The sequence below is a fragment of the Bacteroides sp. genome (assembly GCF_052357945.1).
Classification (GTDB): Bacteria; Bacteroidota; Bacteroidia; order Bacteroidales; family Bacteroidaceae; genus Bacteroides.
Window position 1 is genome coordinate 28,732 of the sequence record NZ_DAWCXD010000017.1, and the last position, 24,305, is coordinate 53,036.

Consider the following 24,305-nt stretch of genomic DNA (forward strand, 5'->3'; position numbering starts at 1 on the left):
TGTTTAGAATGTGAAATTAATACCAACTGAGTAAGAGGTCGTATTTGGATAAGAAGCACCATTATCGGTATTCAACTCCGGATCCCACAATTTGAAACGACTCAAAGTGAATAGGTTAGTTCCCATTACATATACAGCCGCATTCTTCAGATGAACTTTATTCACCCAGGGTTTAGGCAGATTATAAGATATCTGCAATGTCTTCAAACGCAGGAAGTTCATATTACGTACCCACCAGGTACTCTTCTGGAAGTTATTAATATTACTGGTTGTTTCACTTCCATAAGACAAGCGGGGATAAAAGGCATTCTGGTCCGGATTTTCCTCTGTCCAACGGTCACCAATATTAGAGTAAAGGTTACCACTACCACCACCGCCGTTAAACGGATTAATACTGCTACCGTTCAAAACACGTTCGGCTCCTGCTACGCCCTGGAACATCATACCTACTGACAGGTCTTTCCAACCTACGGTAAATCCGAAACCATAAACAGTTGTCGGCACATCCCCACGGGAAATGTAAGTCTGGTCGTACGCATCAATCTGACCGTCATTGTTCAAATCCTTGTATTTGATATCTCCTGCCTTTACAGTACCAAACTGTGAAGCAAATGGTTTGGGAGTGATTGCTTTATTGGCATCCGACAACGATTCCCAACGTGCCATATCATCTATTTCAGCTTGAGTGAACAGTCCTTCGGCCACATATCCTTTAACTCCATTGATGTTACGTCCATACTGGTTCATCCATTCGTATTTCTGTTCCGGCAGTTCTCCCTGAATCCATTTATCCTTATTAAAGGTGATATTACCACGAAGCGCAAGTACCCAGTCTTTATTAATGCGCTTGTTATACTCTATCGTTCCATCGAATCCTTTATTTTCTATGATACCAATATTTCCATAAGGAGCAGATGTATTGTATCCCAGGAATGAAGGTATAGAATGCTCACGCTTCAACAGGATGTTTTCACGACGTTCCTTAAACAAGTCGAATACAATAGACAGGTCGTCATTAAACAGTTTAATATCAATACCCAAATCTTGTTTACGAGATTCTTCCCAAATCAAGTCAACAGCCATATTCACTGTTTCATAACCAGACCATTTGGTACCATTCGGTCCGAATTTATAACCATAATCGCCATTCTCTTTCATCTGGTCCAGATACATAAAACGACGGTCGGAAACTTCACTATTACCTACTTTACCATCCGTATAGCGTATCTTCAGGAAAGAAACAGCTTTTGACAGCGGTTGCCAGAATTTCTCGTTTGAGATAACCCAACCCACACCAAATGCAGGAAAAGTACCGAAACGATGTTTGGGCGAGAAGTTCTCGGCACCGTTATAACCGATGTTGAATTCTGCAAAATAACGGTCTTTCCATGAATAAGTGGCACGACCGGCAATACCCATCATACGATAAGGAATCGCATCTTCCAGTGTACCTTTCGGATACAATAACTTGGATTGCTGGTTGAACAGGAACAGTGCACTGACACGATGATCGTCGTTGAACGTCCGGTCATAGTTCAGGGAAGCTTCCAGGTAAGTTTTCTTATTACCACTTGTTTCCTGTGTATAACTCAACACGTTACTTCCTTCATAAATACGTTGCAAAATGGGTTGTCCGTTCATATCGTAAGGAACACTGGTATCCAGGAAGTTATAAGTAGACTCTGCACGGTCCTGATGTACATGTATCTCATTGTACACGTCGAACGCGTACATAGCAGTCAATTTCAGCCCTTTAGTAAGCATATCCAAATCCTGTGTGATACGTAAGTTAGAATAGATCTGATTTTTCGTCAGGTTATCATATCCACGACGGGTAGCTTGTGAATAAGGGTTATTAAAGTTATTGTTAGTTGAAGTTCCCGGCACATAGGCTTCTCCGTTGACAAAGAACATCTTTGGATATTCAACCGGTGAAATTGACATTGCCGCATTATACAAATCAGCAGAAGAGATAGCCGGATAGTTTCCTTCTCCCAAATAACCTTGTGCACCGATCTCCACTTTAGTAGTAGGAGTTACGTCGATATTCAAATTGGTAGTAAAGTTATAACGGCTATATTTCATTTTAGAATCATAGGTATCGATATTCTTATCAGTCACCGTCATACCTGTTTCATTAAAGTAGCTGACTGACGCATAATAAGCGACCTTTTCACTACCACCCCGCACATTTACATTCACACGGCGATTATGTCCCCAATCATTAAAGATTTCCTTCAACCAATCCACGTTCGGATACAAATAAGGATCTTTGCCCGCAATCGTATTACGAATCTGGTCTTCCGTATATTTTGTAGCAATACCGTCATTACGCATTGCCTCGTTAGCTGCATTCATATAAGTGATACCGTCTGCCAAATCAACCATCTTCGTGAAACGGGTAAACGATTCATAATAATCCGCGCTCACTGTCGGTTTTCCCACCTTTCCCGGTTTGGTTTTAATCAGAATCACACCGTTAGCGCCTCGCACACCATACACAGCCGTTGCCGATGCATCTTTCAGTGTTGTCAACGATTCAATGTCTTCCGGATCGATGTCGTTGAACGAACGTTCCACTCCATCCACCAATACCAGCGGAGAAGAAGTGTTGGGAGTGGAAATACCACGAATCCAGATATCAGCGGCATCTTTACCCGGCTCTCCCGTACGTTGTACGGCTACAACACCGGCCAAACGACCTGCCAACGTTGTAGTTAAACTGGCAGAAGGTGTTTTAATATCCTCCATCTTCATGGAAGACTGTGCGCCGATATTACTTATTTTACGCTGAGTACCATAACCAACAATCACAGTTTCTTCCAACTCGTTCACCTGTTCTTCCAAAGCCACATCGTAAATATTGGTAGAAGCATTCGTCCGTATTTCTGAAGTTTTGAAGCCGATATAAGTAAATTTAAGCACTACGCTTTTCTTGGTTACGAATATCTCATACAAACCATCCATATTGGTAATCGAACCGTTTGCATCTCCATCCACGGTAACGTTCACTCCAATAAGCGGTTCTCCTTTTACATCAGTAACACGTCCCGTTATTTTCCGTTTATTCTGTTGCTGTTCATTAGGAGCCGGTGCTTTTCCGGAAATGAAGATTTGTCTGTCAGAGATCCGATAAGTACATGAAGTACCCTCGAAAAGTTCAGAAAGAATTTCTTCTATCTTCTTATTCTTACTGTCGATAGATACCTTACGATCTAAGTTCACAGCATCATCTAAGTAGAAGAAAACAAATTGACTACTTTTCTCTATCGTTTTAAGCACTTCTCTCAACGTCGAGTTATTAACGCTGACCGAGAGGGTCTTAAATTGAGAATAATTGTTGTAACTTGCGAAAGAGTAGTCTATTCCGAAAAGTAAGAAGCAAAGGAATAGCCCGAGAACCTTACTCTTCCGTTCTCTAATTGCATTTTTCATATTAAACATGTTAAAAATTTCTCATAATATTATTTCTGTGTCTAAACATTCTTGGGCACACACGTCCCAGCTAGATGATAGCGTGTATCATCCACTCTCTACAAAAATTACCATAAAATTCAGGAATTAGATTTATTCTTTATCTTATTTTTTCATATCTATTTCTTTACGACTCGATACGTTTTATATTGTTCATCATAGGCATAAGAGATTGGTGCAACAAAGGTTAATCCATTAATTACTGTTTCAAAGTTGTCTTTCAAATCGATTTTTCCGGAACATTTTATTTTACTTAGCGCTGGGTCAAATTCTACGTTAACGCCATAATAGGTAGACAGACGTTTCAAAACAATTCCCAAATCAGCACTTTGGAAATAATAGAGCCCGTTCACCCATGATATAGCCTCTTCTACATCTACTTGTGTTATATTTTCCTTTCCGTCGGCAGAACTGAACATCTGATTAGGAGCCAGAATGGCTTTTGGGGTCCGCTCTGTCTCCACCTGAACGCATCCTTGTGCCAGCACTACACTTCTTATCGCTTCCGACTCATACGCCGTTACATTAAATTTAGTACCAAGCACTCTGACATTCATATCTTTAGTCCGCACGTAGAAAGGACGGTTTTCATCTCTGGCTACTTCTATGTAAATTTCTCCATCCACATAGATTTCACGTTTGTCTTGTTCAAACTCCACCGGATAAATCACTCTCGTACCGGCATTCACCCAGACTTTAGATCCATCGGCAAACGTCAATACCGAACGTTTTCCGCGTGGAATAACCAATTGGTTATAAGTTGCCGATTTCTCCTTTTGTATACTTTCCTGATTCGTTTTGATTTCTACGGAATCATACGTAATCTCTGTTTCTTTTTCCTTCAAACTCACAACATTATCTTCTGCCAAAATCAACAGAGTTTCTTCCGTCAAAGGCAAATCGGCTTTCGTATTCACAGCAAACGTGGCAATGTCCGGGTCCAGAGCCGAAGAATAGTTCTTCAAGAAGAAGAAGCTTCCCACAAGAATAGCCACACTGGCAGCCGCGCTCAATCCTATTAAGAAATAGTTTTTGCGGCGCGCTTTCTCCTTATTTATATTAGTCGCTTGGATACGAGTCCATAAATCATTCGTTTCCTGATTGGAAAGCACCTCGTCCTTCTCTTTCGAAAAAACTTCCAAATATCTTTTTGCAGCTATATATTCATCTATATTAGAAGGATTCATCTGTTCAAATTCATCCCAGAACTTCTGTGTTTCTTCCGTAGGGTAGTTCATGGAAGAAATAAAGAAATCATTCTGAAGAAATTCTTCAAAAGTATATAGGGAAAAATCTGTATGTTTTTGTTCAGAGTTCATCATTTTCATTGTCTTTACGTATGAATAACAGTTGTACTTTCATTTTATACTCACCTTTTTCGAAGTTTTTTCCACTTTTTTTTGATAGGCAGGAAAAACGGGCTGGTTATTCTCTCTTATTTTCTCTTAAATAAGTCCCGGATACGTCCCAAAGCCCGTTGAATAGAATTAGAAACAGACTGATTATTCATGTCTGTCACCTCACTGATTTCATCGATACTCATCTCTTTGATATACCGATAATAAATAATTTCGCGCTGTCTGTCCGTCAATACAGACATCATAGAATGTACGGTTGTCTGAACTAGTTTTTCCTGTTCATTATTAATATATATAGTTTCCGGAGTGGAAGGAGAGTTATCAACCGTATCTTCCCTCTCACCTATTTCATCAAACGGGAGGGAATCTGTTGTTTTTTTCAGCGCATTAAAAAGAGTGTTTTTCAATGCCACCGTCAAATAGGCTGTAATATTATCTGTTGGAGCTAACTTTGCACGATTCATGTGAATTTTCACAAACACATCATGTATGCAGTCTTTGATTAATTCTTTATCCGAAGTATATAATAATCCGAATCGAAACAGATCTTGTACTGTTTGATTATATATTTGGGTATACGCACTCGAGTCTCCTTCGAGAAACCTTTTCCACAAAAGGGAATCAGAGAGAGTGTGTATATCCGATTTCATCATAATAAGTATATTGGATTTATAAGGACAAAAATAAAACAATAAATCAAAAAAAGCCCATCTTTATTAAAATATTAATTACCGATGGGCTGAACTTTTCAGATTTTACTTCAATGGGCTAGCCTCTACTCCCTCGAAAGTCATCTTTATAGGTTTTATTTTTCCGTCCTTATCAAAAATCATGCGATCAATGCAGGTCACACGAGCGTTTCCATCCGTTTCACCCAATGGATGGCGATGATAAATGATGTACCATTCGTCTGCTCCCGGACCTTTCACAACAGAATGATGACCGGCACCCGTTCCAATATTAGGATCGCGTTCCAATATTTTTGCTTCTCTTTTAAAAGGTCCGAATGGTGAGTCGGCAATCGCATAGGCTACGCAATAATCCGGTCCGGTCCAACCACCTTCCGACCACATAAAATAGTATTTACCGTTACGTTTCAACATGAAAGGCCCCTCTACATATTTTTCGGGAGTTACCTCCTTATAGATGGTACCATCCTCAAACGGTACGATACTCAACAAGTCCGGAGCCAGCTTCACCACATTGCAATGTCCCCAGCCACCATAATACATATAATACTGTCCGTCATCATCTTTGTAAACAAACTGATCGATCGGCTGTGCACCATTTACAAATTTATCAATCAGAGGTTTACCTAGTGCATCCTTAAATGGTCCGGCAGGATTGTCGGCCACAGCCACACCAATACCTCCCAACTCGTTATTACTTTGAATATCATTCGCACCGAAGAATATATAATATTTGTCATTCGCATGAATCACAGCAGGTGCCCATAAAGCACGTTTAAACCAACTTATATTCTCTTTTGATAACACTTTCGGGTGTTTTGTCCAGTTCACCAGGTCTTTAGACGAAAAGGCATCCATGAAGGTTTGTTCGTCATAAGGCGCCGAATACGTAGGGTAAATCCAGTATTCATCTCCGAACACGATTCCTTCCGGATCGGCATACCAGCCCGGAAATACAGGATTGCCACTTGTCTTTGGTTGCTGACCGGCTTTTTGCCCAAATACAGACTGGGAACAACAAATAATACTGAAAAGAATAAGATGTTTTAGTTTCATATAATATCAATTTTAAAGTTCGTGCTACAAAGATGAGAAAAAACAAATAGAAAATTCAATAATTATGAGCCAATTAAGGATAAATACTAACCAATCTGCAAAAAAAAGATGATTTATCAAGATTTTGTGCTTTCTTTGCAGTGTCATTATTAAATGAAAAAACACCATGAAAAGCAGATTGTTATTACCAGCCATACTTTTAGTCGTTATTTGTGCATCCTGTCAACCCCAAAAGAAAACAGAGCCGAAAAAGGAAGCAGTAACAGGAGCTACTTATACAAATCCTCTTCGTGAAAGAGGAGCAGAGCCATGGGCCGTTTTTCATGAAGGGAAATATTATTATACGCAAGGTGCCGAAAGCAGAATCGTGCTTTGGGAAACCAGTGATATTACAAACTTGAATGACAGTCTTAAAAAGCCGGTATGGATACCAACCGACCCCAGTAACTCCCATCACTTATGGGCTCCCGAAATGCATCGCATCAACAACAAATGGTATATTTACTTCGCAGCAGATGATGGTAATATGGACAATCATCAGATTTATGTGATTGAAAACGAGGCTAATATTCCTACAGAGGGTAAGTTTGTCATGAAAGGGCGCATACCGACCGACAAAGATAACAACTGGGCAATTCATGCAAGTACTTTCGAACACAACGGACAGCGTTACATGATTTGGTGCGGATGGCAAAAACGAAGGATTGACAGTGAAACACAATGTATTTACATCGCTTCGATGGAAAATCCGTGGACTCTTTCTTCTGATAGAGTCCTGATTTCCAAACCTGAATATGAATGGGAGTGTCAATGGGTGAATCCCGATGGCAGTAAAACAGCCTATCCGATCCATGTGAACGAAGCGCCTCATTTCTTTCAGCCGAAGAATAAAGATAAAGTATGCATTTTTTATTCCGCCAGCGGTAGCTGGACTCCCTATTATTGTGTAGGATTACTAACAGCAGACGCCAATGCCAACCTGTTAGACCCTGCTTCCTGGAAGAAACATCCGACACCCGTATTTCAGCAGGAACCGGAGAATGAAGTTTTTGGCCCCGGCGGCAGTTCTTTCGTCTCTTCACCGGATGGAAAGGAATGTTATATGCTTTATCATGCCCGTCAGATACCCAATGATGCTCCGGGTGCAATGGACTCACGTACTCCCCGCTTGCAAAAAATAGAATGTGACAAAGACGGGATGCCTGTACTGGGCATCCCGGACAAAGCCGGAGAACCGATAGCTAAGCCTTCGGGTTCTCCAGGCAATCAGAACTAATGACATTTTGTACTTTCAGAGCCAAGATATGAGCGTTTTAATCCTCTCATGTCAATGACTATTTTCTGAATAACAAAAGAGTCTCACTGATACAGTAGTTCTAGTTATTCAGTTCTATTTTTTATCTTCAAAATGATAGTTATATGGATTCCGCTTAAAATGATAACGATTTCTTGGCACGGGCAATGGGTCTTGTACACGAAGTTCCCAAGTCATCAATTCTTCCAGCAATTCCATTTGTTTGGAGGCATATTTCTTTTTATTATAAAGATTATTAATCTCGGAAGGATCGGCTTTCAAGTTATACAGTTCACCACGACCATAATTGTCGAGTACCAGTTTCCAGTCATCTTTGCGAACCATACGTTCAGTTCCGCTTTGTGTCCAGGTATTCAGTTCGTCAAAGTGAGCTATTTTATTGGGTTGCAAAGCCCCCTCTTTAACAAATGTCAACGGTTCATCCCGAGTAAAATCTTCACCACCGAAACCTTGCTGCACCATAATGCTTGAAAACTCTTTTTGGGGATATGACTTACCAGTCAGCATCGGCCATAAACTGCGTCCCTGCACTCCGATAGGTATATCTGCACCGATAGCCGTACAAATGGTGGGAAAGATATCAGCAATAGAAACATGTGCATCCATTGGAGCATTTTGCGGATGAATATCGCATCCTGCCCAGATCATTGGAATACGGGTGAGACATTCAGGCACTCCCGCACCTTTACGAATCAAGCCATATTCCCCACAATAATCTCCGTGATCTGACAGGATTACAAAAATGGTATTTTCATAAAGTCCGGCAGCTTTGAATCCTTCAATCAGACGTTTGGTCTGATCATCTATCAAACGAAGCATTCCTAAATAATTTCCACGCAAACGGGGAAGATCTTCTGCCAGGTTCGGGCAGGCTGTATCTTCCAATTCCGCCAAAATCTCATACTTATTTCCTTTTTTAGATAAATCTTTCCGGCTAGTCAAGGTTGCCGGTATCTTTTCCGGAGAAAACATCGAGAAATAAGGCTCTGATATCTGATATGGATTATGCGGTTCAGGCATTGAAACCCACATAAAGAATGCTGAATCTTTTTGCTGTTTCGCCCAAGCTAAGGCTTTAGTGACAATCTTCACCGGGTTCTGCGCTTCTGCCGGGAAAGGAGTAGGTTCTAAATATTGTCCTCTCGCTTTATTATTCAGAAAATATGCAAAGTCCTTATCTTCTTGTGTATCACGCTGATTCTTTCCCCAATGAAAATATTCCTCACAATAATCAAAATCTTTCCCTTTCACATGCGCATGGTTCTTACCTACTAACGCAGTTTTATATCCTTGTTCCTTAAACACTTCGAGCATATCTTTCTTATAATACATGTCGGGAGTGTTGTGGTTCGTACGGACATGCGTAGCAGTCGGATAACGTCCTGTAAACATGGAACAACGCGCAGGCATACTAGCAGGAGCTACCGTATACGCTTTATCAAACCACACATTGCTCAATGCCAAAGAATCGGCAAAAGGAGTCACAGCCATCGGAAAACCTTCGCGACCACACAAATCAGCTCGCTGCTGGTCGGTCATGATGATAACAACATTGGGTTTGGGTGTTTGTGCCGACATTGGGATGATATTTATCATACCGGAAACAGCAGAGATTGAGAATAAAACTTTTCTATTCATAACATAATATCGTAATAAGTTAGTAACAAGAAGTGTATGAATTACTCACACCCAAAGTTCGACAATCTTTCCGATAAGTTACGAAAATAACCATTCAATAAAGGACAAAAATTAGTCAACAGTCCGTTTTATTAGCAAAAAACTCTCTATTTGATCAAAAAGAAGAGAATTTATTGTTTTTTGAACGGCAAATTTCCTTTATTCTCTTTTAATTCCCCTTTCTTTGCAATATCCTTTTAATAGAATTTATATCTAATAACTAACTATATTTTTATACCATGAACATGAAAAAGAATTTTCTAACAATGCTGCTTGCATTGGCTTTATGCAGTTCGACTTTTGCTCAATGGAAACCTGCCGGTGACAAAATCAAGACATCGTGGGGAGAACAGCTTGACCCTAAAAACGTATTGCCGGAATATCCGCGTCCTATCATGGAGCGCAACGACTGGAAAAACCTGAACGGGCTTTGGAAATATGCAATCACAAAGAAAGGTGATCCTACGCCTGCTGCTTACCAAGGCGATATTCTTGTTCCTTTTGCCGTAGAATCGTCTTTATCAGGCGTAGGCAAAATGATAAACGAGAAAGAAGAACTGTGGTACCAACGTACTTTCGACGTTCCTTCTGCCTGGCGTGGTAAACAAATCCTGTTGCATTTCGGAGCAGTAGACTGGAAAGCAGAAGTTTGGGTGAATGATGTAAAAGTAGGTGAACACACAGGCGGATTTACTCCTTTCTATTTCGATATTACTTCTGTACTTAATAAAGGAAATAATGACTTGGTAGTAAAAGTATGGGACCCTTCAGATCGTGGCGAACAACCCAGAGGAAAACAAATAGCAAATCCTCATGGCATTTGGTACACTCCGGTTACAGGTATCTGGCAAACAGTGTGGTTGGAACCAGTAGCAACACAATACATCACTAATCTGAAAACTACTCCTGATATTGACAATAATTCTGTTAAGGTAGAAGTTGCTGCCAATACAACTTCTGCAGATAAAGTAGAAGTAAAAGTATTCGATGGCAAGAACCTTGTAGCCAAAGGCGCAGCGTTGAACGGAGTACCTGTTGAACTGGCAATGCCGGCTAATGCTAAACTGTGGTCTCCGGACTCTCCTTTCCTCTACAATATGGAAGTGACTCTGTATAAAGACGGAAAAGCAATAGACCAGGTAAAGAGTTATACGGCTATGCGTAAATATTCTATCCGCAAGGGTCAGAATGGCATCACTCGCCTGCAATTGAACAACAAAGACTATTTCCAATTCGGTCCGCTCGACCAGGGATGGTGGCCTGACGGTTTGTATACTGCACCGACAGATGAAGCATTGGTTTATGACTTGAAGAAGACGAAAGACTTCGGCTACAACATGGTACGTAAGCACGTCAAAGTAGAACCTGCACGCTGGTACACTCATTGCGACCAATTAGGATTGATCGTATGGCAAGATATGCCGAACGGTGGTCCTAGCCCACAGTGGCAGGCACGCAATTATTTCAACGGTACGGAAGTGATTCGTTCTGCCGCTTCGGAAGCTAACTACCGCAAAGAGTGGAAAGAAATCATCGACTGTTTGTATTCCTACCCGAGTATTGCCGTATGGGTTCCTTTCAATGAAGCATGGGGACAATTCAAGACTCCGGAAATCGTAGCATGGACTAAAGAATACGATCCTAGCCGCCTGGTGAATCCTGCCAGCGGTGGTAATCACTATACTTGTGGCGATATTCTCGACCTTCACCACTATCCGGGCCCGAACATGTTCCTTTACGATCCGAGACGCGCTACCGTATTGGGTGAATATGGAGGTATCGGCTTGGTAGTAGAAGGAAACACTTGGGTGAATGACAAGAAAAACTGGGGTTATGTGAAGTTCAATACATCGGACGAAGTAACGAACGAATACATTAAATATGGCAAACATCTGTTGGAATTGATCCGAAAAGGATTCTCTGCTGCCGTATATACCCAGACAACAGACGTAGAAGGTGAAATCAACGGTCTGATGACTTATGACCGTAAAGTTATCAAGATGAATGAAGCTAAAGTCAGAGAAATCAACCAACAGATCTGCAACTCTCTGAATAAATAATAAATAGAATAATACTCTTTTCCTTGTTGAACTAAAAACAGCACCTATGAAAGTCTATTCAGGGTGCTGTTTTTTTATATTCATATTCTTTTTCAGAAATGCTTATTCTTCCTGCATGAAGATCTTTACCTGATTCCAACTATTCTTCGTATCATTCGATACTTTTTCACCAGGAGTAGAACGGCCATTCTCTACATATTGCTTCATAGCCCGTTTCATTTCTTTCACCTCATTTTCGTAACGCTTATCACCGATAATGTTTTCTTTTTCCGAAGGATCTTTCACGATATCAAACAATTGCATCGGAGGGAACTTCGCCACATCAGAAGGTTTGACAGGATAGGAAAAGCCACCCGAACCTCCGTAGAACACCAATTTCAGTTGGGAAGTACGCAAAGACAAATACCCCTCTCCCGCTTCGTGCACCAAGTCCTTACGCGCAGAAGCACCTTTCTTACTCAATATCGGCCACATACTGTAACTGTCAACAGCTTCTTCTGTCTCCAGATTGTGGTTAAGCATTTGAGCAAAAGTGGCATAAAAGTCTATCAATGAGACTAAAGAGTTGTTTGTCTCTTTCCCATATTTTCCTTTCCAGGAGACAATAAGGGGAATTCTGTGTCCACCTTCGTAAATATCGCTTTTGTAGCCTCTGTAGATGTAACTAGGAAAATGTCCTTTCTTTTCCATATCTTTCACGCCGATATAACCGGCACACCCATTATCCGAAGCAAAGACAATGATGGTATTATCCAATTGCTTGTTCTTCTTCAATGTTTTTACGATTTGGCGCACCATGTCGTCTATCATGACTACGAAATCGCCATAAGGACCGATACTGGTTTTACCCTGAAACTCTTTCGAAGGCAATATAGGGGTGTGGGGAGCAGTAATAGGCAAATATAAGAAAAACGGCTTCTTGCTGCCTTTTTGTTCATTGATATAGTTCAGGCTATGACGAATGATGTTGGGAAAACATTCTTCCGGCTTGAAGTCGGCTCCTGCCATTCCTCCGTGCATCAATAATGCCAGATTCTTTTTCTGGGGTTCTATCACATGATCGGGGATAGAGGTGGCTTTGTTATTTTCCACATAAACATAGGGAGAAATATCCAATGACGCCGGTATGCCGAAATAGTAATCAAATCCCCTGTCGGTAGGTCCGTTCTTGATCGGAAGCGAGAAATCTATATCTTTCATGCTTCTGCCATTGTTCGTATATCCCCAGTCCCAACCTAAGTGCCATTTACCGATACAAGCGGTATTATAGCCATTCGCTGAAAACATTTGCGCGATTGTGCGACGTTCAGGATCAATCATTGCAGGCGAATCGCCATCAAGACCACCTCGTTTCAGCTTAGTTCGCCACGGATACCTTCCGGTCAGAAGAGAATATCTGGAAGGAGTGGATAAAGCGGAAGAAGCATGAGCGTCCGTAAAGGCAATCCCGTGCTCGGCCAGTTTGTCAATGTTAGGAGTATGGATTTTAGATTCGGGATTGAAGGCAGAGATGTCTCCATAACCCAAATCATCCGCCAATATAAATACGATATTGGGTATTTGTGCTTTTACAGCAGCAGCTGTTAGAAGTACAGAGGATAGTGTGATTAGTTTATTCATATATTTAATGTATTAAAGCCGTAGTTAATAAGTTACATAGCTTATACCTTTATGTTTTCCAGCTGACATGAGCGGATTATCTTACCGACATTTCTTTCGTTCCACTACAGTGAACAGTTCCTTTCACTCCTGTGAACAAGCCAGTGCACTCTAGTGAACAGATCGTTCCACTGTAGTGGAATGATAGAAATGTCTTATCAATAACACGACGATAACGAATGAAAAACATAAAGACATAAGGTTATTTGAATGAGAAGTACCTTTCATCTGTTTTCAACATAGATAATAACAGCAACCATCATCTACACAATCATCTCGTGAGAAGTGTATGAGAAATGCACGATAGAGAGATGAGAAATGCATGAGAAATCATTGAAAAACGCATGAGAAAGAGCCTTTTCTCATTAAAATATCCATAAAAAGTATGAGAAATGTCTGTAAAAAAAACATTTCTCATACTATATACAATTGATTACAAGCTCATTACCGAGATTTTATGAGAAATGAGAAATAAAAAACAAAATCTCTTCTAGTGAGCAAGTAGCGATACAACATTCTATTGCAGATTGCTACAAATTTGCCATTTTCTTCTGCTTATTCTTAGGAGCACGTGGACGGTCTTTATCCGCTCCGGTATCATTTTGCTGCTTCATCCATTTTTGCAGTTCCATCGTCAATTCGGCTTTCTTCTTACTATATTTCTTCACATCCGCCAAATTATTCATCTCAAACGGGTCTTTTTTGATATCATATAGTTCGAACTCGGGACGATTCTTATAGCGATTCATGATTTTATGTGCCTGATCCGTGTCCTGTGCTTTCCACGAGAGATACCATTCTGCCTTTTCAATATGCTTTTCTACGTATGTTTCTTCCGGAGTCAAATTCCAGATGAGACGATAGCGTCCGTCTGAAATAGAACGGATTGGATATGCCGGACCTTCCGGAACATTGTTGTGAACATGATAAGCATACTTATGGTGTGTCTTTGTTTTCCCTTGAAATACATCTACCAGACTCTTTCCATCTATTACGTCAGGCACCTTTCCGCCTGCAACATCGATAAATGTAGGAAGAAGGTCTTCATATTGCACAATAGCGGAAGTCTCCGTACCGGGTTTAATGACACCCGGCCAGGAAGCCACCATCGCCGACTTGACACCGGCACTCCAATTGGTCCATTTGGCTCCGGCAAATTGCGTACCCTGCTCGGATATGAAAATGACAAGAGTGTTCTGCAGCAGATTCTTTTCTTTCAGAATCTGCATAGCGTCACCCACCTGTTGATCAAGCAAGCCGACTTCTGCCAAATATCTGGCATAGTATTCACGTGTTACTTCCGTGTCGATAAACTGTGGCGGCAACTGAAGTTTCTTCCGGTCGAAAACGGAAGCGTCACCACCTGTCCAGGGAGCATGCGAATTAATAGAAGCCAAGACAAGACAGAAAGGTTGGGAAGCATCACGCTCCATAAACTTCTCGATACCTTTGGTATGATAGTCAGTGTTTGGGCTTGTACATCCTTTGGGGAATCCCGGTACATCTTCGAACGGGAAGTTAGCCAAAGGTTTGATATGCCACTTCCCGGCCAATCCAACCCGATAACCCAGATTTCCCAGATAAGTGGGAAGAGATTTTACATCGGCATTGACCGAGCTATGGTTGGCGTAACCGCCATGATGCATCGGATACATACCTGTATAAACACAATGCCGGGTAGGCGTACTCATCGAAACAGAGTTATACGCACTGTTGAACTTTATCCCCTGTCGAGCCAATGCATCTATATGGGGAGTCTTGTTGTTGACCGCTCCGAAACAGCCTATATCGTAATAGGAACAGTCATCGGCTATGATTAATAATATATTAGGCTTCGAAGGAGTTTGGGCAAACCCATTTCCTATCGCCAATCCGCCTAGGAGGCATAAACTAATCGTTGATTTTTCCATCTTGTATTATTTTCTATTCATAGGGTTAACAGATTCAACGTACTACTTTCCATTCTTTAGGAGCTTTGAATCCGTCACGACCTTTACCGTAAGGTACTTCCGGTATACAAGGAGTGATCGTGTCATATTTCAGGGCAACCTCATACAAAGCTTTCACAATTTTCTCGTTTCCAGCGCTGGCATTTTTCTTTTCGTAAGGATCTGTTTTATAATCAACCAGGAAGTCCTGTTTCAAATCCAGTCCCGGTTTCATACCTTTTCTTATCAGCTTATAGTCTTTATTGACTACTGCTCCGTGTCCCAGATAAAAATCGCGGTCGATACAGGTCTTTTTACCGTTTAATACAGGGAGGATGCTGATGCCGTCATATTCACGTTTCGGACGGCTGTGATCTCCTACCAAATCTTTCAATGTGGGAACAAGGTCAACAAAACCTGTCACTTGTGAGCTCAAGTTCTTATATTGTTTCTCTGCCTTCTTCCAATAAAGAACAGCCGGTGCATGTACCCCTCCGTCCCACTCGTCGAATTTATGTCCACGCAAAGGTCCTGATGAAGATCCCGGAACACCGGCAGTGCCGTTATCACTAAAGAAGATAAAGAAAGTGTTGTCCATAATTCCTTTCTTCTTCAAGGCATCTACAATAGCACCGATTCCCCTGTCCATACAAGAAACCATTGCACTATAAGTCACTTTCTTCTGTTCTTTCGGTGTCAGGCTGTCGAAATTGTCAGTATAGAGTTTTATATCTTTTTCCTGTGCCTGCAAAGGTGTATGAGGTGCGTTATAGGCCACATACAACATAAACGGACCTTCTTTCTCGTATGCATCAATACAGCGGATGGCTTCTTTGGTTATCAATTCGGTAGAATATCCTTTGTCGTGGCAGGTTTCCCAGTCGTTGTGCCAGTCCAGTTCACCTTCACGCGTCAGGTCGAAATAATCTATCGCACCGTTCAGATGACCATAGAAATGCGAAAATCCCCTATTCATCGGATAATGCACTTTCTTGGTATGTCCCAGATGCCATTTGCCAATAATGGCTCTGTTCTTATATCCGTTACGTGCCAGCATATCGGCCATCGTTTCTTCATTCTCATCCAGTCCGTCCTCACGCCAGGGCGGAATAACAGCCGAACGGACACCAAATCGGTTCGGGTAACGTCCCGTCATCAGTCCCGCACGGGTGGGCGTACTGATGGGAGAAGTGTAAAAGCGTTCGAGTTCCACTCCTTCGCCCACCAGAGCATCCAAACAGGGGGTCTTGATTTCACTACCATGAAATCCTACATCACCCCAACCTAAATCATCAGCCAATACAATCACAATATTAGGACGCTCTGTCTGCGCATGAAGAAATGCCGGAAGCAGAGTACATCCACAAAGCAAACCAAAAAATTCTTTTTTCATGATATACGATTTATAAATTACATTCTGTGTTTCATTCGTTTTGATGTGTGACGGCTTATTTTCTCTTTCCCGGCATGTGTTCGAAGGCACGCATCTCGGTAGGTTGTCCTTCGTCTCCACAATCCTTCATCCAGCGTTTCAACTCTTTATCCAAGCGGCTGATGGTAGAAGCTTGTCTTGCGTCCTCCGCCAGATTCTTCATACAATACGGGTCGTTCTTCACATCATATAATTCAATAGCCGGACGATGCTGGTATTTAGTCGTCATCGCTTTTGCATGACTATCCGTTTCCGCCAGACTTTTCCACTCTTTAAACAAAGGAGATTTTGTTTCAACATTCTGGAAAGTAGCTTCCGGGGTGAGATTGACAATATATCTGTATCGGCCGTCATATACCGAACGGATGCCATAATAAGGCGATCCGGCATTGATGCCTCTCGTGGTCTGAAGGGAGAAAGAATATTTCTTGTGTGCTTTCTTTTTGCCTGTCAATACCGGTTTAAAGCTTTCGCCATCTACTTTTGCCTGCGGCTTTCCTCCTATTATGTCGACAAAAGTAGGGACAATATCTACATATTCCACCAATGCGTCACTTACGCTTCCCGGCTTAACCACTCCCGGCCAACGAACGATACAGGCAGAGTGTACCCCCGCATCATAACAAGTCCATTTGGCAAAAGGCAGGCTGTTGCCTTGTTCGCTCAAATATACGACAACAGATTTATCCGTCATTTTTTCCTTATCCAGGATAGAAAGGACATTACCAAATTCCTGATCCATATAATTGATCTCTGCCAGATAATGGGTAAACAACTCGCGAGTCTGGGGAATATCTACATACATAGGAGGCAGTGTCAGTTTGTCCGCATTAAATTGAGAGGCATCGCCTTTATTCCAGGGAGTATGCGGTTGATTGGAGGCTACAAACAGACAGAAAGGTTCGCCTTTCGCCTTGCAATCGGAAATAAATTTCTGAATTGCTTCAAAATTCAAGTCCCCACCTTTCAAAGGAGGTACATAAAGGTCGAAAGGAAATACTGATTTCGGGGCAATATGCGATTTCCCGATCAACGCGACTTTATAACCCAACGGTTGCAGATGATGTACAACGCTCAATGTGCCTTCATTGGCACAAGTATGGTTAGGGTAAGCTCCGCTGCGTACAGGCCATACGCCTGTATATAGATTATGGCGGGTAGGCGACGACATCGGAACAGCCTGATAGGCTTGTGTGAAGCGTACTCCCTGTGTGGCAAAGTGGTCGATATTCGGAGTCTTTGAATCAACACTGCCATAACAGCCCAAGTCATAATGAGAACAATCGTCGGCTATGAACAATAGGAAGTTCGGTTTTTCCGTTTGCTGGGCGAAAGACAGGCTGGTAGCTCCCAAGGCTACGGATGCACTTAATAGTAATTTATTCATTTCGTGTTCCTCCTTTATTTATTTCTTCGGATGTTTGGGTAACACAAAGTTTGCATTCGCCCATTTCTCCCATTCGGCAACTAACTTGGTAAGCACTTCAGGGTGCTGTTCTGCCAGATTGTTACGTTCGGTACGGTCTTTAACCACATCGTACAATTCCCACTCTTTTCCTTTTTCGTCGCGGATTGCTTTCCAGTTTCCCCAGCGGATCGCTCTATTGTTCTGATGTTCCCAATACATATATTCATGGATAGAGTCTGCTTTCTTTTGAATAGCAGGAAAAAGGCTACTGCCTACCAATGGATATATTTTATTTCCGCCGTGATAAGTTTCCGGATAGGCGGCTCCTGTTGCTTCCAGAATAGTCGGCATAATGTCCGGCAGATAACCGGGAACACGGCACCATTCACCTTTCTTATTCTTCAGATTGCTTTTCCACGACACGATGAGAGGGGTAGAAATACCTCCTTCATAAGAACGGCATTTGTATTTACGGAACGGAGTATTGGAAACCTGTGCCCATGCTCTTCCGTAAGAAGGGAACACGCTACAAGCCGGATTGTTGATTTCAGACACTTTCCCGCCTCCCAATTCAGCGTATGGCTCGGCACAAGCACCGTTGTCGGACAAGAACATGACAAGCGTGTTATCCAGTTTATGATTCTTCTTCAGGTAGTCCAGCAGTTTTCCTACATTATAATCTACACAATGCACCTGCGCTGCATAAACGGCCATCCGGTAGGCTACTTCATCTTTTTCCTTCTCTGTCAGTTCGTCCCACTTCCGGTTTTCCCATTCGGCGAACTCTGTATTCGAGTCGATAATTCCCAACTTAGCCATCCGCTTCCGTCTTGCTTCACGAATTTCATCCCATCCTTTCTCACGATAGATCTTCGTGAATTTTTGAATGTCTTCTTCTTTTGCCTGCAACGGCCAGTGAGGAGCGTTAAATGCCAGATATAGGAAGAAAGGTTTATCATCTTTCTGCTCATCAACAAAGCGAATCGCGTAATCGGTAAATGCATCTGTTGTATAATAAGGTGCTTCCGGCTCCGGAAGTTTTGTATTGTCAAGGGTCAAGCCGCGTCCTCCCGATGGACGGAGATAACTGCAAGCTCCTGCCAAAATTCCGTAGAAGCGTTCAAATCCCCGTTGTAAGGGCCACTTTTCTTCTCCATGCATTCCCAAATGCCATTTACCTGCCATATAGGTATGGTAGCCGCCTTCTTTCAGCACTTCGGCTATTGTGACACAATTGCGGTTGAGGAATCCTTTGTATCCGGGCACACCCCAATCATTCGGACTCTTCTGGCCGGGATTTTTAAACGGGTCTTCGGACATCTGACCGATACCTGCCTGATGTTGATATAGTCCTGTCATTAAACTGGCCCGGGCAGGGCATGAACGTGAGGTGTTGTAGAATTGTGTGAAACGTACTCCTTTAGATGCCAATGCATCAATATTAGGGGTCAGTATTTCTCCACCATAGCAGCCGATATCGGAATAACCCATATCATCTACCATAATCAGTACGACATTCGGCTTTTCTTGTGCCGAACAAAACGATGCCATCAGTAAGGGGGCAGTCATTAAGAAATTCTTCTTTACCATAGTATTATCAATTATCTGGAAAACAAAAATAGAGAAGTTTATGGAAAAGGAAGGAAAAATGCTAATCAATAAAGAACAAAATCAGGTATATCCGCTATCCAACAGATATACAATGCGTCCATGAACTTTTATTTCTACTCTGAATAGTTTTTTTCCTTTATTGAACAATTAGTTTTCTATTTTTAGGTCAATATATTCTAACTTTGTATTTTAGTTAAAAACCTATTGAAATGAAAAACAAACGAATTCTTTTTCTTCTTTCTTTTTGCTTACCGCTAGCAATAGCATGGGGAGAGATTCCTCCTGCCAAAGTTATATTCCAACAATACATGAACCAAGCACAGACATTTGCCAACAACTTTCCACGGGAGAAAGCTTATTTGCATTTCGACAATACGAGTTATTACGTCGGAGATACGATCTGGTTTAAAGCTTATGTCACCCTCGCCGAACAACAGATTTTCAGTCAGATCAGCCGCCCCCTGTATGTGGAACTAGTGGATCAGACAGGACATATAACAGATAAACAAATCATCAAACTGACGCAGGGAGAAGGAAACGGACAATTCGTTCTTCCCCGTTCCATGTTATCCGGCTATTATGAGGTACGTGCCTATACCCGCTGGATGCTTGCTTTCAACGAACCGCAGTATTTTTCACGCACTTTCCCTATTTATCAACTGGCGAATAGTGATAAGCTGGAACGTAGTATCACAACTTACGAACTTAGTCCGTCGATGGAGAACCGTCCGTCGGAAACAAAGGAGAAGTTGAGTGTGCGCTTTTTTCCCGAAGGAGGGCAATTAGTGGAAGGAGTGACTTCGCAAGTGGCTTTCAAGGCGGAGAGTAAAGATGAAGGGAATATAGAATTATCAGGAATGATCTATACCAAAGAAGGAGCAGAAATCACTTCTTTCGAGACTTTGCACGATGGAATGGGGCATTTTGAATATACGCCTTCTGCACAACCGGCTGTTGCCAAAGTCGATTTTCAAGGAAAGAAATATGAATTTACCCTTCCACAGGCGTTGCCTAACGGGTATGTATTGAGTACTGTCAACAATGCCGGTGCCCTTTTGGTGAAAGTATCCTGCAATACCGCTACTCCTCAAGATACATTGGCTGTATTTATCAGTCATCAGGGACGGCCGTATGTTCATCAGTTGATTAGTTGCCGGGCGGACGCTCCACAAGAGTTCATTCTGCCTACCCGCAAACTACCGGCAGGCGTACTGCAAGTCAGCCTCATCAACCGAGCTGGTAATACGTTATGCGAGCGTTTTGTCTTTTCCAATCCACGTGCTCCTCTACAACTATCCGCAGAGGGCCTGAAAGAGGTGTATACTCCCTACGCTCCTATTCGTTGTGAGTTACAAGTAAAGAATGCCAAAGGAAAACCGATATCGGGAGATGTATCGGTCAGTATCCGGGATGCCGTCCGGTCAGATTATCTGGAGTATGATAACAACATCTTCACTGATTTGCTGTTAACATCTGATTTAAAAGGATATATCCATCAGCCCGGTTATTATTTTGCATCGCCGTCTCCCCGGAAGCAAACGGAACTGGATATATTATTAATGGTGCATGGATGGCGTAAATATGACATGAGCCAAGCCATTTCTACTGCTCCTTTCACTCCGTTGCAGTTACCGGAAGCTCAATTAGTGCTGAACGGGCAGGTTAAATCAACAATCCTCAAGAATAAGCTGAAAGATATAGCGCTTAGTGTGATAGTGAAGAAAGATGACCAATTTATCACTGGAGGAACCGTGACCGATGAAAACGGCCGTTTCACCATTCCTGTAGAAGACTTTGAAGGAACCACGGAAGCGGTGATCCAAACCCGGAAAGTCGGTAAAGAACGCAATAAGGATGCATCTATCCTGATCGACCGTAATTTCTCACCTGCTCCCCGGGCCTACGGTTACAAGGAGCTTCATCCTGAATGGAAGGACTTGACCCACTGGCAACAAAAAGCCGAGAATTTTGATTCTCTATACATGGATTCTATCCGGAAAGTAGAAGGGCTTTATGTATTAGATGAAGTGGAAATAAAAAGCAAACGCCGGCAAGGAAGTAATATGGCTACTAAAATCAATGAGAAAAGTATTGACGCTTATTACGACGTACGCCGTTCTGTAGATTTATTACGTGACAATGGGAAGATTGTCACAACTATTCCGGAATTAATGGAAAAGTTGAGTCCGCAATTCGATTGGGATCGTAGCAATGACAAGCTTACTTATCGGCAGAAACCAATCTGCTATATCATGGATAACCACATTTTATCCGAGACAGAAACTCAAATGATGTTGACCGAAGTGGATGGATTGGCTTCTATCATCATCAGCAAAGGAACAGGAGGCATCGATGACGAGATTATCCAAAACACCAAAATGTCCGAAGTTACGGATACTACGGGAGTTGACGTCAGCAAACTGGATAAATACAGTGTTTTCTACCTGATTCCCCTACCCAGACGCGATGTATTGAACAAAAGTCAGACTGCCGTACTTGGTACCCGGCAAACAGTCATTCAGGGATATACTCATGCACTGGAATATTATTCACCTGCCTACCCGACCAAGGAATTGTATATGGATAAAGTAGACAAAAGACGGACGCTCTACTGGAATCCGTCTGTACGGACAGATGAAAATGGAAAAGCTGTGATTGAATGTTATAATAACCAATATTCCACTCCGGTGATTATTCAGGCGGAAATGATGAGTAAGGATGGACAAATAGGAAGTATGAAATATTCTACAATCGGGCAAGCGGAGCAATAGCTCTTGTTGTAGATAACCTCATAGCAGATATTATATTATTAATGGGGATGAAGTTATTCCTGATCCGGAATCCTTCATCCCCATTATTCATTCAATGTTCTATTCATTCCGTTTCAAATGGAATGACAGTTATTTCTTTTTCTGTCCCGGGTAAGGTTCTACCATGCAACGCTTAGCCCATGCTTCGTATGCTTTTGACATTTCTGCCACTTTCTCCGGATATTTAGCAGCCAGATCATGTTGCTCGCTCCGGTCTTCATTCAGATTGTACAATTCCCATTGAGAGCTATTTTTCGGGCGAACCAATTTCCAGCCATCATTGGAAAGGAAAGCACGTTCGTTGAAGTGTTCAAAACCCAGATAGTCGTGTCCCTTGCGATGTCCGGTCTTGAAGATAGGAAGTAAGCTTTTTCCTTCTAGCGGAAGAATATCATTTCCTTTGTATTTGGTAGGATAAGTGGCCCCAGCCATATCGATGCAAGTTGCCATGATATCCATCACATGTCCTATTTCAGATGTCATGCCACCCACGTTCTTTTTAATTCCTTTCGGCCAATGAGCAATCATCGGAGTACAGATACCTCCTTCATAAGATTTGGCTTTCCAAAAGCGAAATGGCGTGTTTGCCACATTTGCCCAACGAGCTCCCAAGGAAGCGTAGGTTGTTTCCGGACCAGGTAATACTTTCTTATTACGCGGGTATATAATCTTTTCTCCCTTACGAGTCATATCCGGACGGTCATTTTCTCCTCCAGTCATATTCTGGCAATCTTCGCTACTGCAACCATTGTCCGAAAGGAACAAAATCAGTGTATTGTCTAGCTGACCAGTCTTTTCAAGAGCATCAATTACCTGTCCGATACCTTGATCCATACGATCAATCATGGCAGCATGAACAGCCATTGCGCGGGCATCCCATTCTGCATTCGGATTGTCTTCCCATTTTTCATGGAACTGACGTTCTGACAGGAAATTATCCATTCCTGGGAAAATGCCCAACTGTTTCTGACGTTCGTAACGGGCATTACGAATAGCCTCCCAACCGACTTTATAAGTATCTTTATACTTCTCAATATCCTCGGGCAGTGCGTGCAATGGCCAGTGAGGAGAAGTATAAGCAAGATACATAAAGAATGGCTTATCACCCTTAGCATATTCTTCTACCTCTTTTGTAGCACGATCCGAGAGTGCCTGTGTGATGTAATATCCCTCCGGCACTTCTTTTACTGGTACTTCACCTTCTACCAAACTGAACGGATCAAAGTAATCTACTACTCCATAAATCGTTCCATAATGAGAGTCGAAACCACGATTCACAGGATAGTGACACAAATCAGAAAATGTCTCGTGCACTACATGATGGGCTAACCATTCACGTTGGTCATTACGCAACGGCGTTTCAGCAATGTGCCATTTACCAACCATACTGGTAGCATATCCTGATTCCTTCAACACTTCGGCAATGGTAACAGCATTACGCGAAAGTGTTCCACGATAACCCGGTAAATGAGCATCGAAAGTCATACGTCCGATTCCGGCCTGATGCTGATAAAGCCCTGTTAACAAAGAAGCACGCGTCGGGCAACTACGGCTGGTATTGTAAAAATGATTAAAACGTACTCCCTCCTTAGCTAATCTGTCCAGATTAGGAGTATGAATTTCACTACCATAACATCCCAAATCCGAATAACCAAGATCGTCTGCAAGAATGACCAGGATGTTAGGTTTTTTATCCGATTTTTTCCCTTTTGCCTCTGCCGCAGAATTGCCGGCAATCATCAAGGCTGTTGGTAAAAGAAATAATTTTGAATCCATAAGTTTAATATTGGTTTATAATTTGTTTTTCACTGTATTACTCTTTTCCTTT

At 42.1% G+C, this 24,305-nt stretch carries 14 protein-coding genes; 3 read left to right on the forward strand and 11 right to left on the reverse strand.

The annotated features are described in order from the left end of the window. Positions 1 to 3 precede the first annotated feature (3 nt). The 4 genes from ACT8YW_RS05985 to ACT8YW_RS06000 all read right to left on the reverse strand — a co-directional run bounded on the left by ACT8YW_RS05985 (position 4) and on the right by ACT8YW_RS06000 (position 6,577). Entirely contained in the window at positions 4 to 3,435 is a 3,432-nt protein-coding gene (locus ACT8YW_RS05985; RefSeq protein WP_444104337.1) for a TonB-dependent receptor, read from the reverse strand. A gap of 158 nt (positions 3,436 to 3,593) precedes the next feature. Then, the gene (locus ACT8YW_RS05990) at positions 3,594 to 4,796 is read right to left on the reverse strand and encodes a FecR family protein (protein WP_444104338.1); all 1,203 of its coding nucleotides are present in this window, start codon (positions 4,794 to 4,796) and stop codon (positions 3,594 to 3,596) included. Between the two features lie 113 nt (positions 4,797 to 4,909). Next, positions 4,910 to 5,482, reverse strand: a complete 573-nt coding sequence (locus ACT8YW_RS05995) for an RNA polymerase sigma factor (protein ID WP_008998085.1) — start codon at positions 5,480 to 5,482, stop codon at positions 4,910 to 4,912. 105 nt (positions 5,483 to 5,587) lie between these two features. Further along, the gene (locus tag ACT8YW_RS06000) at positions 5,588 to 6,577 is read right to left on the reverse strand and encodes a glycoside hydrolase family 43 protein (protein WP_444104339.1); all 990 of its coding nucleotides are present in this window, start codon (positions 6,575 to 6,577) and stop codon (positions 5,588 to 5,590) included. Between the two features lie 166 nt (positions 6,578 to 6,743). Here ACT8YW_RS06000 and ACT8YW_RS06005 point away from each other — a divergent pair, with 166 nt between their 5' ends. Beyond that, entirely contained in the window at positions 6,744 to 7,853 is a 1,110-nt protein-coding gene (locus tag ACT8YW_RS06005) for a glycoside hydrolase family 43 protein (protein ID WP_444104340.1), read from the forward strand. Positions 7,854 to 7,967: 114 nt separating this feature from the next. On the opposite strand, the gene ACT8YW_RS06010 is transcribed toward ACT8YW_RS06005, so the two are convergent. Further along, entirely contained in the window at positions 7,968 to 9,530 is a 1,563-nt protein-coding gene (locus ACT8YW_RS06010) for a sulfatase family protein (protein WP_444104341.1), read from the reverse strand. Positions 9,531 to 9,814: 284 nt separating this feature from the next. Here ACT8YW_RS06010 and ACT8YW_RS06015 point away from each other — a divergent pair, with 284 nt between their 5' ends. Further along, the gene (locus ACT8YW_RS06015) at positions 9,815 to 11,629 is read left to right on the forward strand and encodes a glycoside hydrolase family 2 protein (RefSeq protein WP_242398884.1); all 1,815 of its coding nucleotides are present in this window, start codon (positions 9,815 to 9,817) and stop codon (positions 11,627 to 11,629) included. A 102-nt stretch (positions 11,630 to 11,731) separates the two neighbouring features. On the opposite strand, the gene ACT8YW_RS06020 is transcribed toward ACT8YW_RS06015, so the two are convergent. The 5 genes from ACT8YW_RS06020 to ACT8YW_RS06040 form a co-directional block, all read right to left on the reverse strand. Next, positions 11,732 to 13,249, reverse strand: a complete 1,518-nt coding sequence (locus ACT8YW_RS06020; RefSeq protein WP_444104342.1) for a sulfatase-like hydrolase/transferase — start codon at positions 13,247 to 13,249, stop codon at positions 11,732 to 11,734. A gap of 569 nt (positions 13,250 to 13,818) precedes the next feature. After that, positions 13,819 to 15,198 (reverse strand): sulfatase family protein, encoded by a 1,380-nt coding sequence (locus ACT8YW_RS06025; protein WP_444104343.1) that lies wholly within the window; start codon positions 15,196 to 15,198, stop codon positions 13,819 to 13,821. 34 nt (positions 15,199 to 15,232) lie between these two features. Continuing rightward, a complete protein-coding gene (locus ACT8YW_RS06030) occupies positions 15,233 to 16,609 on the reverse strand; it encodes an arylsulfatase B (protein WP_004310841.1) in 1,377 nt (458 codons plus the stop codon). Positions 16,610 to 16,664: 55 nt separating this feature from the next. After that, complete coding sequence (locus tag ACT8YW_RS06035) at positions 16,665 to 18,035, reverse strand: sulfatase family protein (RefSeq protein WP_444104344.1); 1,371 nt, start codon at positions 18,033 to 18,035, stop codon at positions 16,665 to 16,667. An 18-nt stretch (positions 18,036 to 18,053) separates the two neighbouring features. After that, positions 18,054 to 19,646, reverse strand: coding sequence for an arylsulfatase (locus ACT8YW_RS06040; protein ID WP_004310843.1), 1,593 nt, complete (start codon positions 19,644 to 19,646; stop codon positions 18,054 to 18,056). Between the two features lie 230 nt (positions 19,647 to 19,876). Here ACT8YW_RS06040 and ACT8YW_RS06045 point away from each other — a divergent pair, with 230 nt between their 5' ends. Next, the gene (locus ACT8YW_RS06045; protein ID WP_444104345.1) at positions 19,877 to 22,438 is read left to right on the forward strand and encodes a hypothetical protein; all 2,562 of its coding nucleotides are present in this window, start codon (positions 19,877 to 19,879) and stop codon (positions 22,436 to 22,438) included. A gap of 129 nt (positions 22,439 to 22,567) precedes the next feature. Here the strand turns inward: ACT8YW_RS06045 and ACT8YW_RS06050 are convergent, their stop codons facing one another. Beyond that, on the reverse strand, positions 22,568 to 24,253 hold the full coding sequence (locus ACT8YW_RS06050) for an arylsulfatase (protein ID WP_444104346.1): 1,686 nt from the start codon (positions 24,251 to 24,253) through the stop codon (positions 22,568 to 22,570). Positions 24,254 to 24,305: the final 52 nt, after the last annotated feature.

What these genes read in the sequence shown, in the direction of transcription:
- ACT8YW_RS05985 (WP_444104337.1), bottom strand. Translation starts at nt 3,435, where the DNA reads ATGAAAAATGCAATTAGAGAACGGAAGAGTAAGGTTCTCGGGCTATTC.
- ACT8YW_RS05990 (WP_444104338.1), bottom strand. Translation starts at nt 4,796, where the DNA reads ATGATGAACTCTGAACAAAAACATACAGATTTTTCCCTATATACTTTT.
- ACT8YW_RS05995 (WP_008998085.1), bottom strand. Translation starts at nt 5,482, where the DNA reads ATGAAATCGGATATACACACTCTCTCTGATTCCCTTTTGTGGAAAAGG.
- ACT8YW_RS06000 (WP_444104339.1), bottom strand. Translation starts at nt 6,577, where the DNA reads ATGAAACTAAAACATCTTATTCTTTTCAGTATTATTTGTTGTTCCCAG.
- ACT8YW_RS06005 (WP_444104340.1), top strand. Translation starts at nt 6,744, where the DNA reads ATGAAAAGCAGATTGTTATTACCAGCCATACTTTTAGTCGTTATTTGT.
- ACT8YW_RS06010 (WP_444104341.1), bottom strand. Translation starts at nt 9,530, where the DNA reads ATGAATAGAAAAGTTTTATTCTCAATCTCTGCTGTTTCCGGTATGATA.
- ACT8YW_RS06015 (WP_242398884.1), top strand. Translation starts at nt 9,815, where the DNA reads ATGAAAAAGAATTTTCTAACAATGCTGCTTGCATTGGCTTTATGCAGT.
- ACT8YW_RS06020 (WP_444104342.1), bottom strand. Translation starts at nt 13,249, where the DNA reads ATGAATAAACTAATCACACTATCCTCTGTACTTCTAACAGCTGCTGCT.
- ACT8YW_RS06025 (WP_444104343.1), bottom strand. Translation starts at nt 15,198, where the DNA reads ATGGAAAAATCAACGATTAGTTTATGCCTCCTAGGCGGATTGGCGATA.
- ACT8YW_RS06030 (WP_004310841.1), bottom strand. Translation starts at nt 16,609, where the DNA reads ATGAAAAAAGAATTTTTTGGTTTGCTTTGTGGATGTACTCTGCTTCCG.
- ACT8YW_RS06035 (WP_444104344.1), bottom strand. Translation starts at nt 18,035, where the DNA reads ATGAATAAATTACTATTAAGTGCATCCGTAGCCTTGGGAGCTACCAGC.
- ACT8YW_RS06040 (WP_004310843.1), bottom strand. Translation starts at nt 19,646, where the DNA reads ATGGTAAAGAAGAATTTCTTAATGACTGCCCCCTTACTGATGGCATCG.
- ACT8YW_RS06045 (WP_444104345.1), top strand. Translation starts at nt 19,877, where the DNA reads ATGAAAAACAAACGAATTCTTTTTCTTCTTTCTTTTTGCTTACCGCTA.
- ACT8YW_RS06050 (WP_444104346.1), bottom strand. Translation starts at nt 24,253, where the DNA reads ATGGATTCAAAATTATTTCTTTTACCAACAGCCTTGATGATTGCCGGC.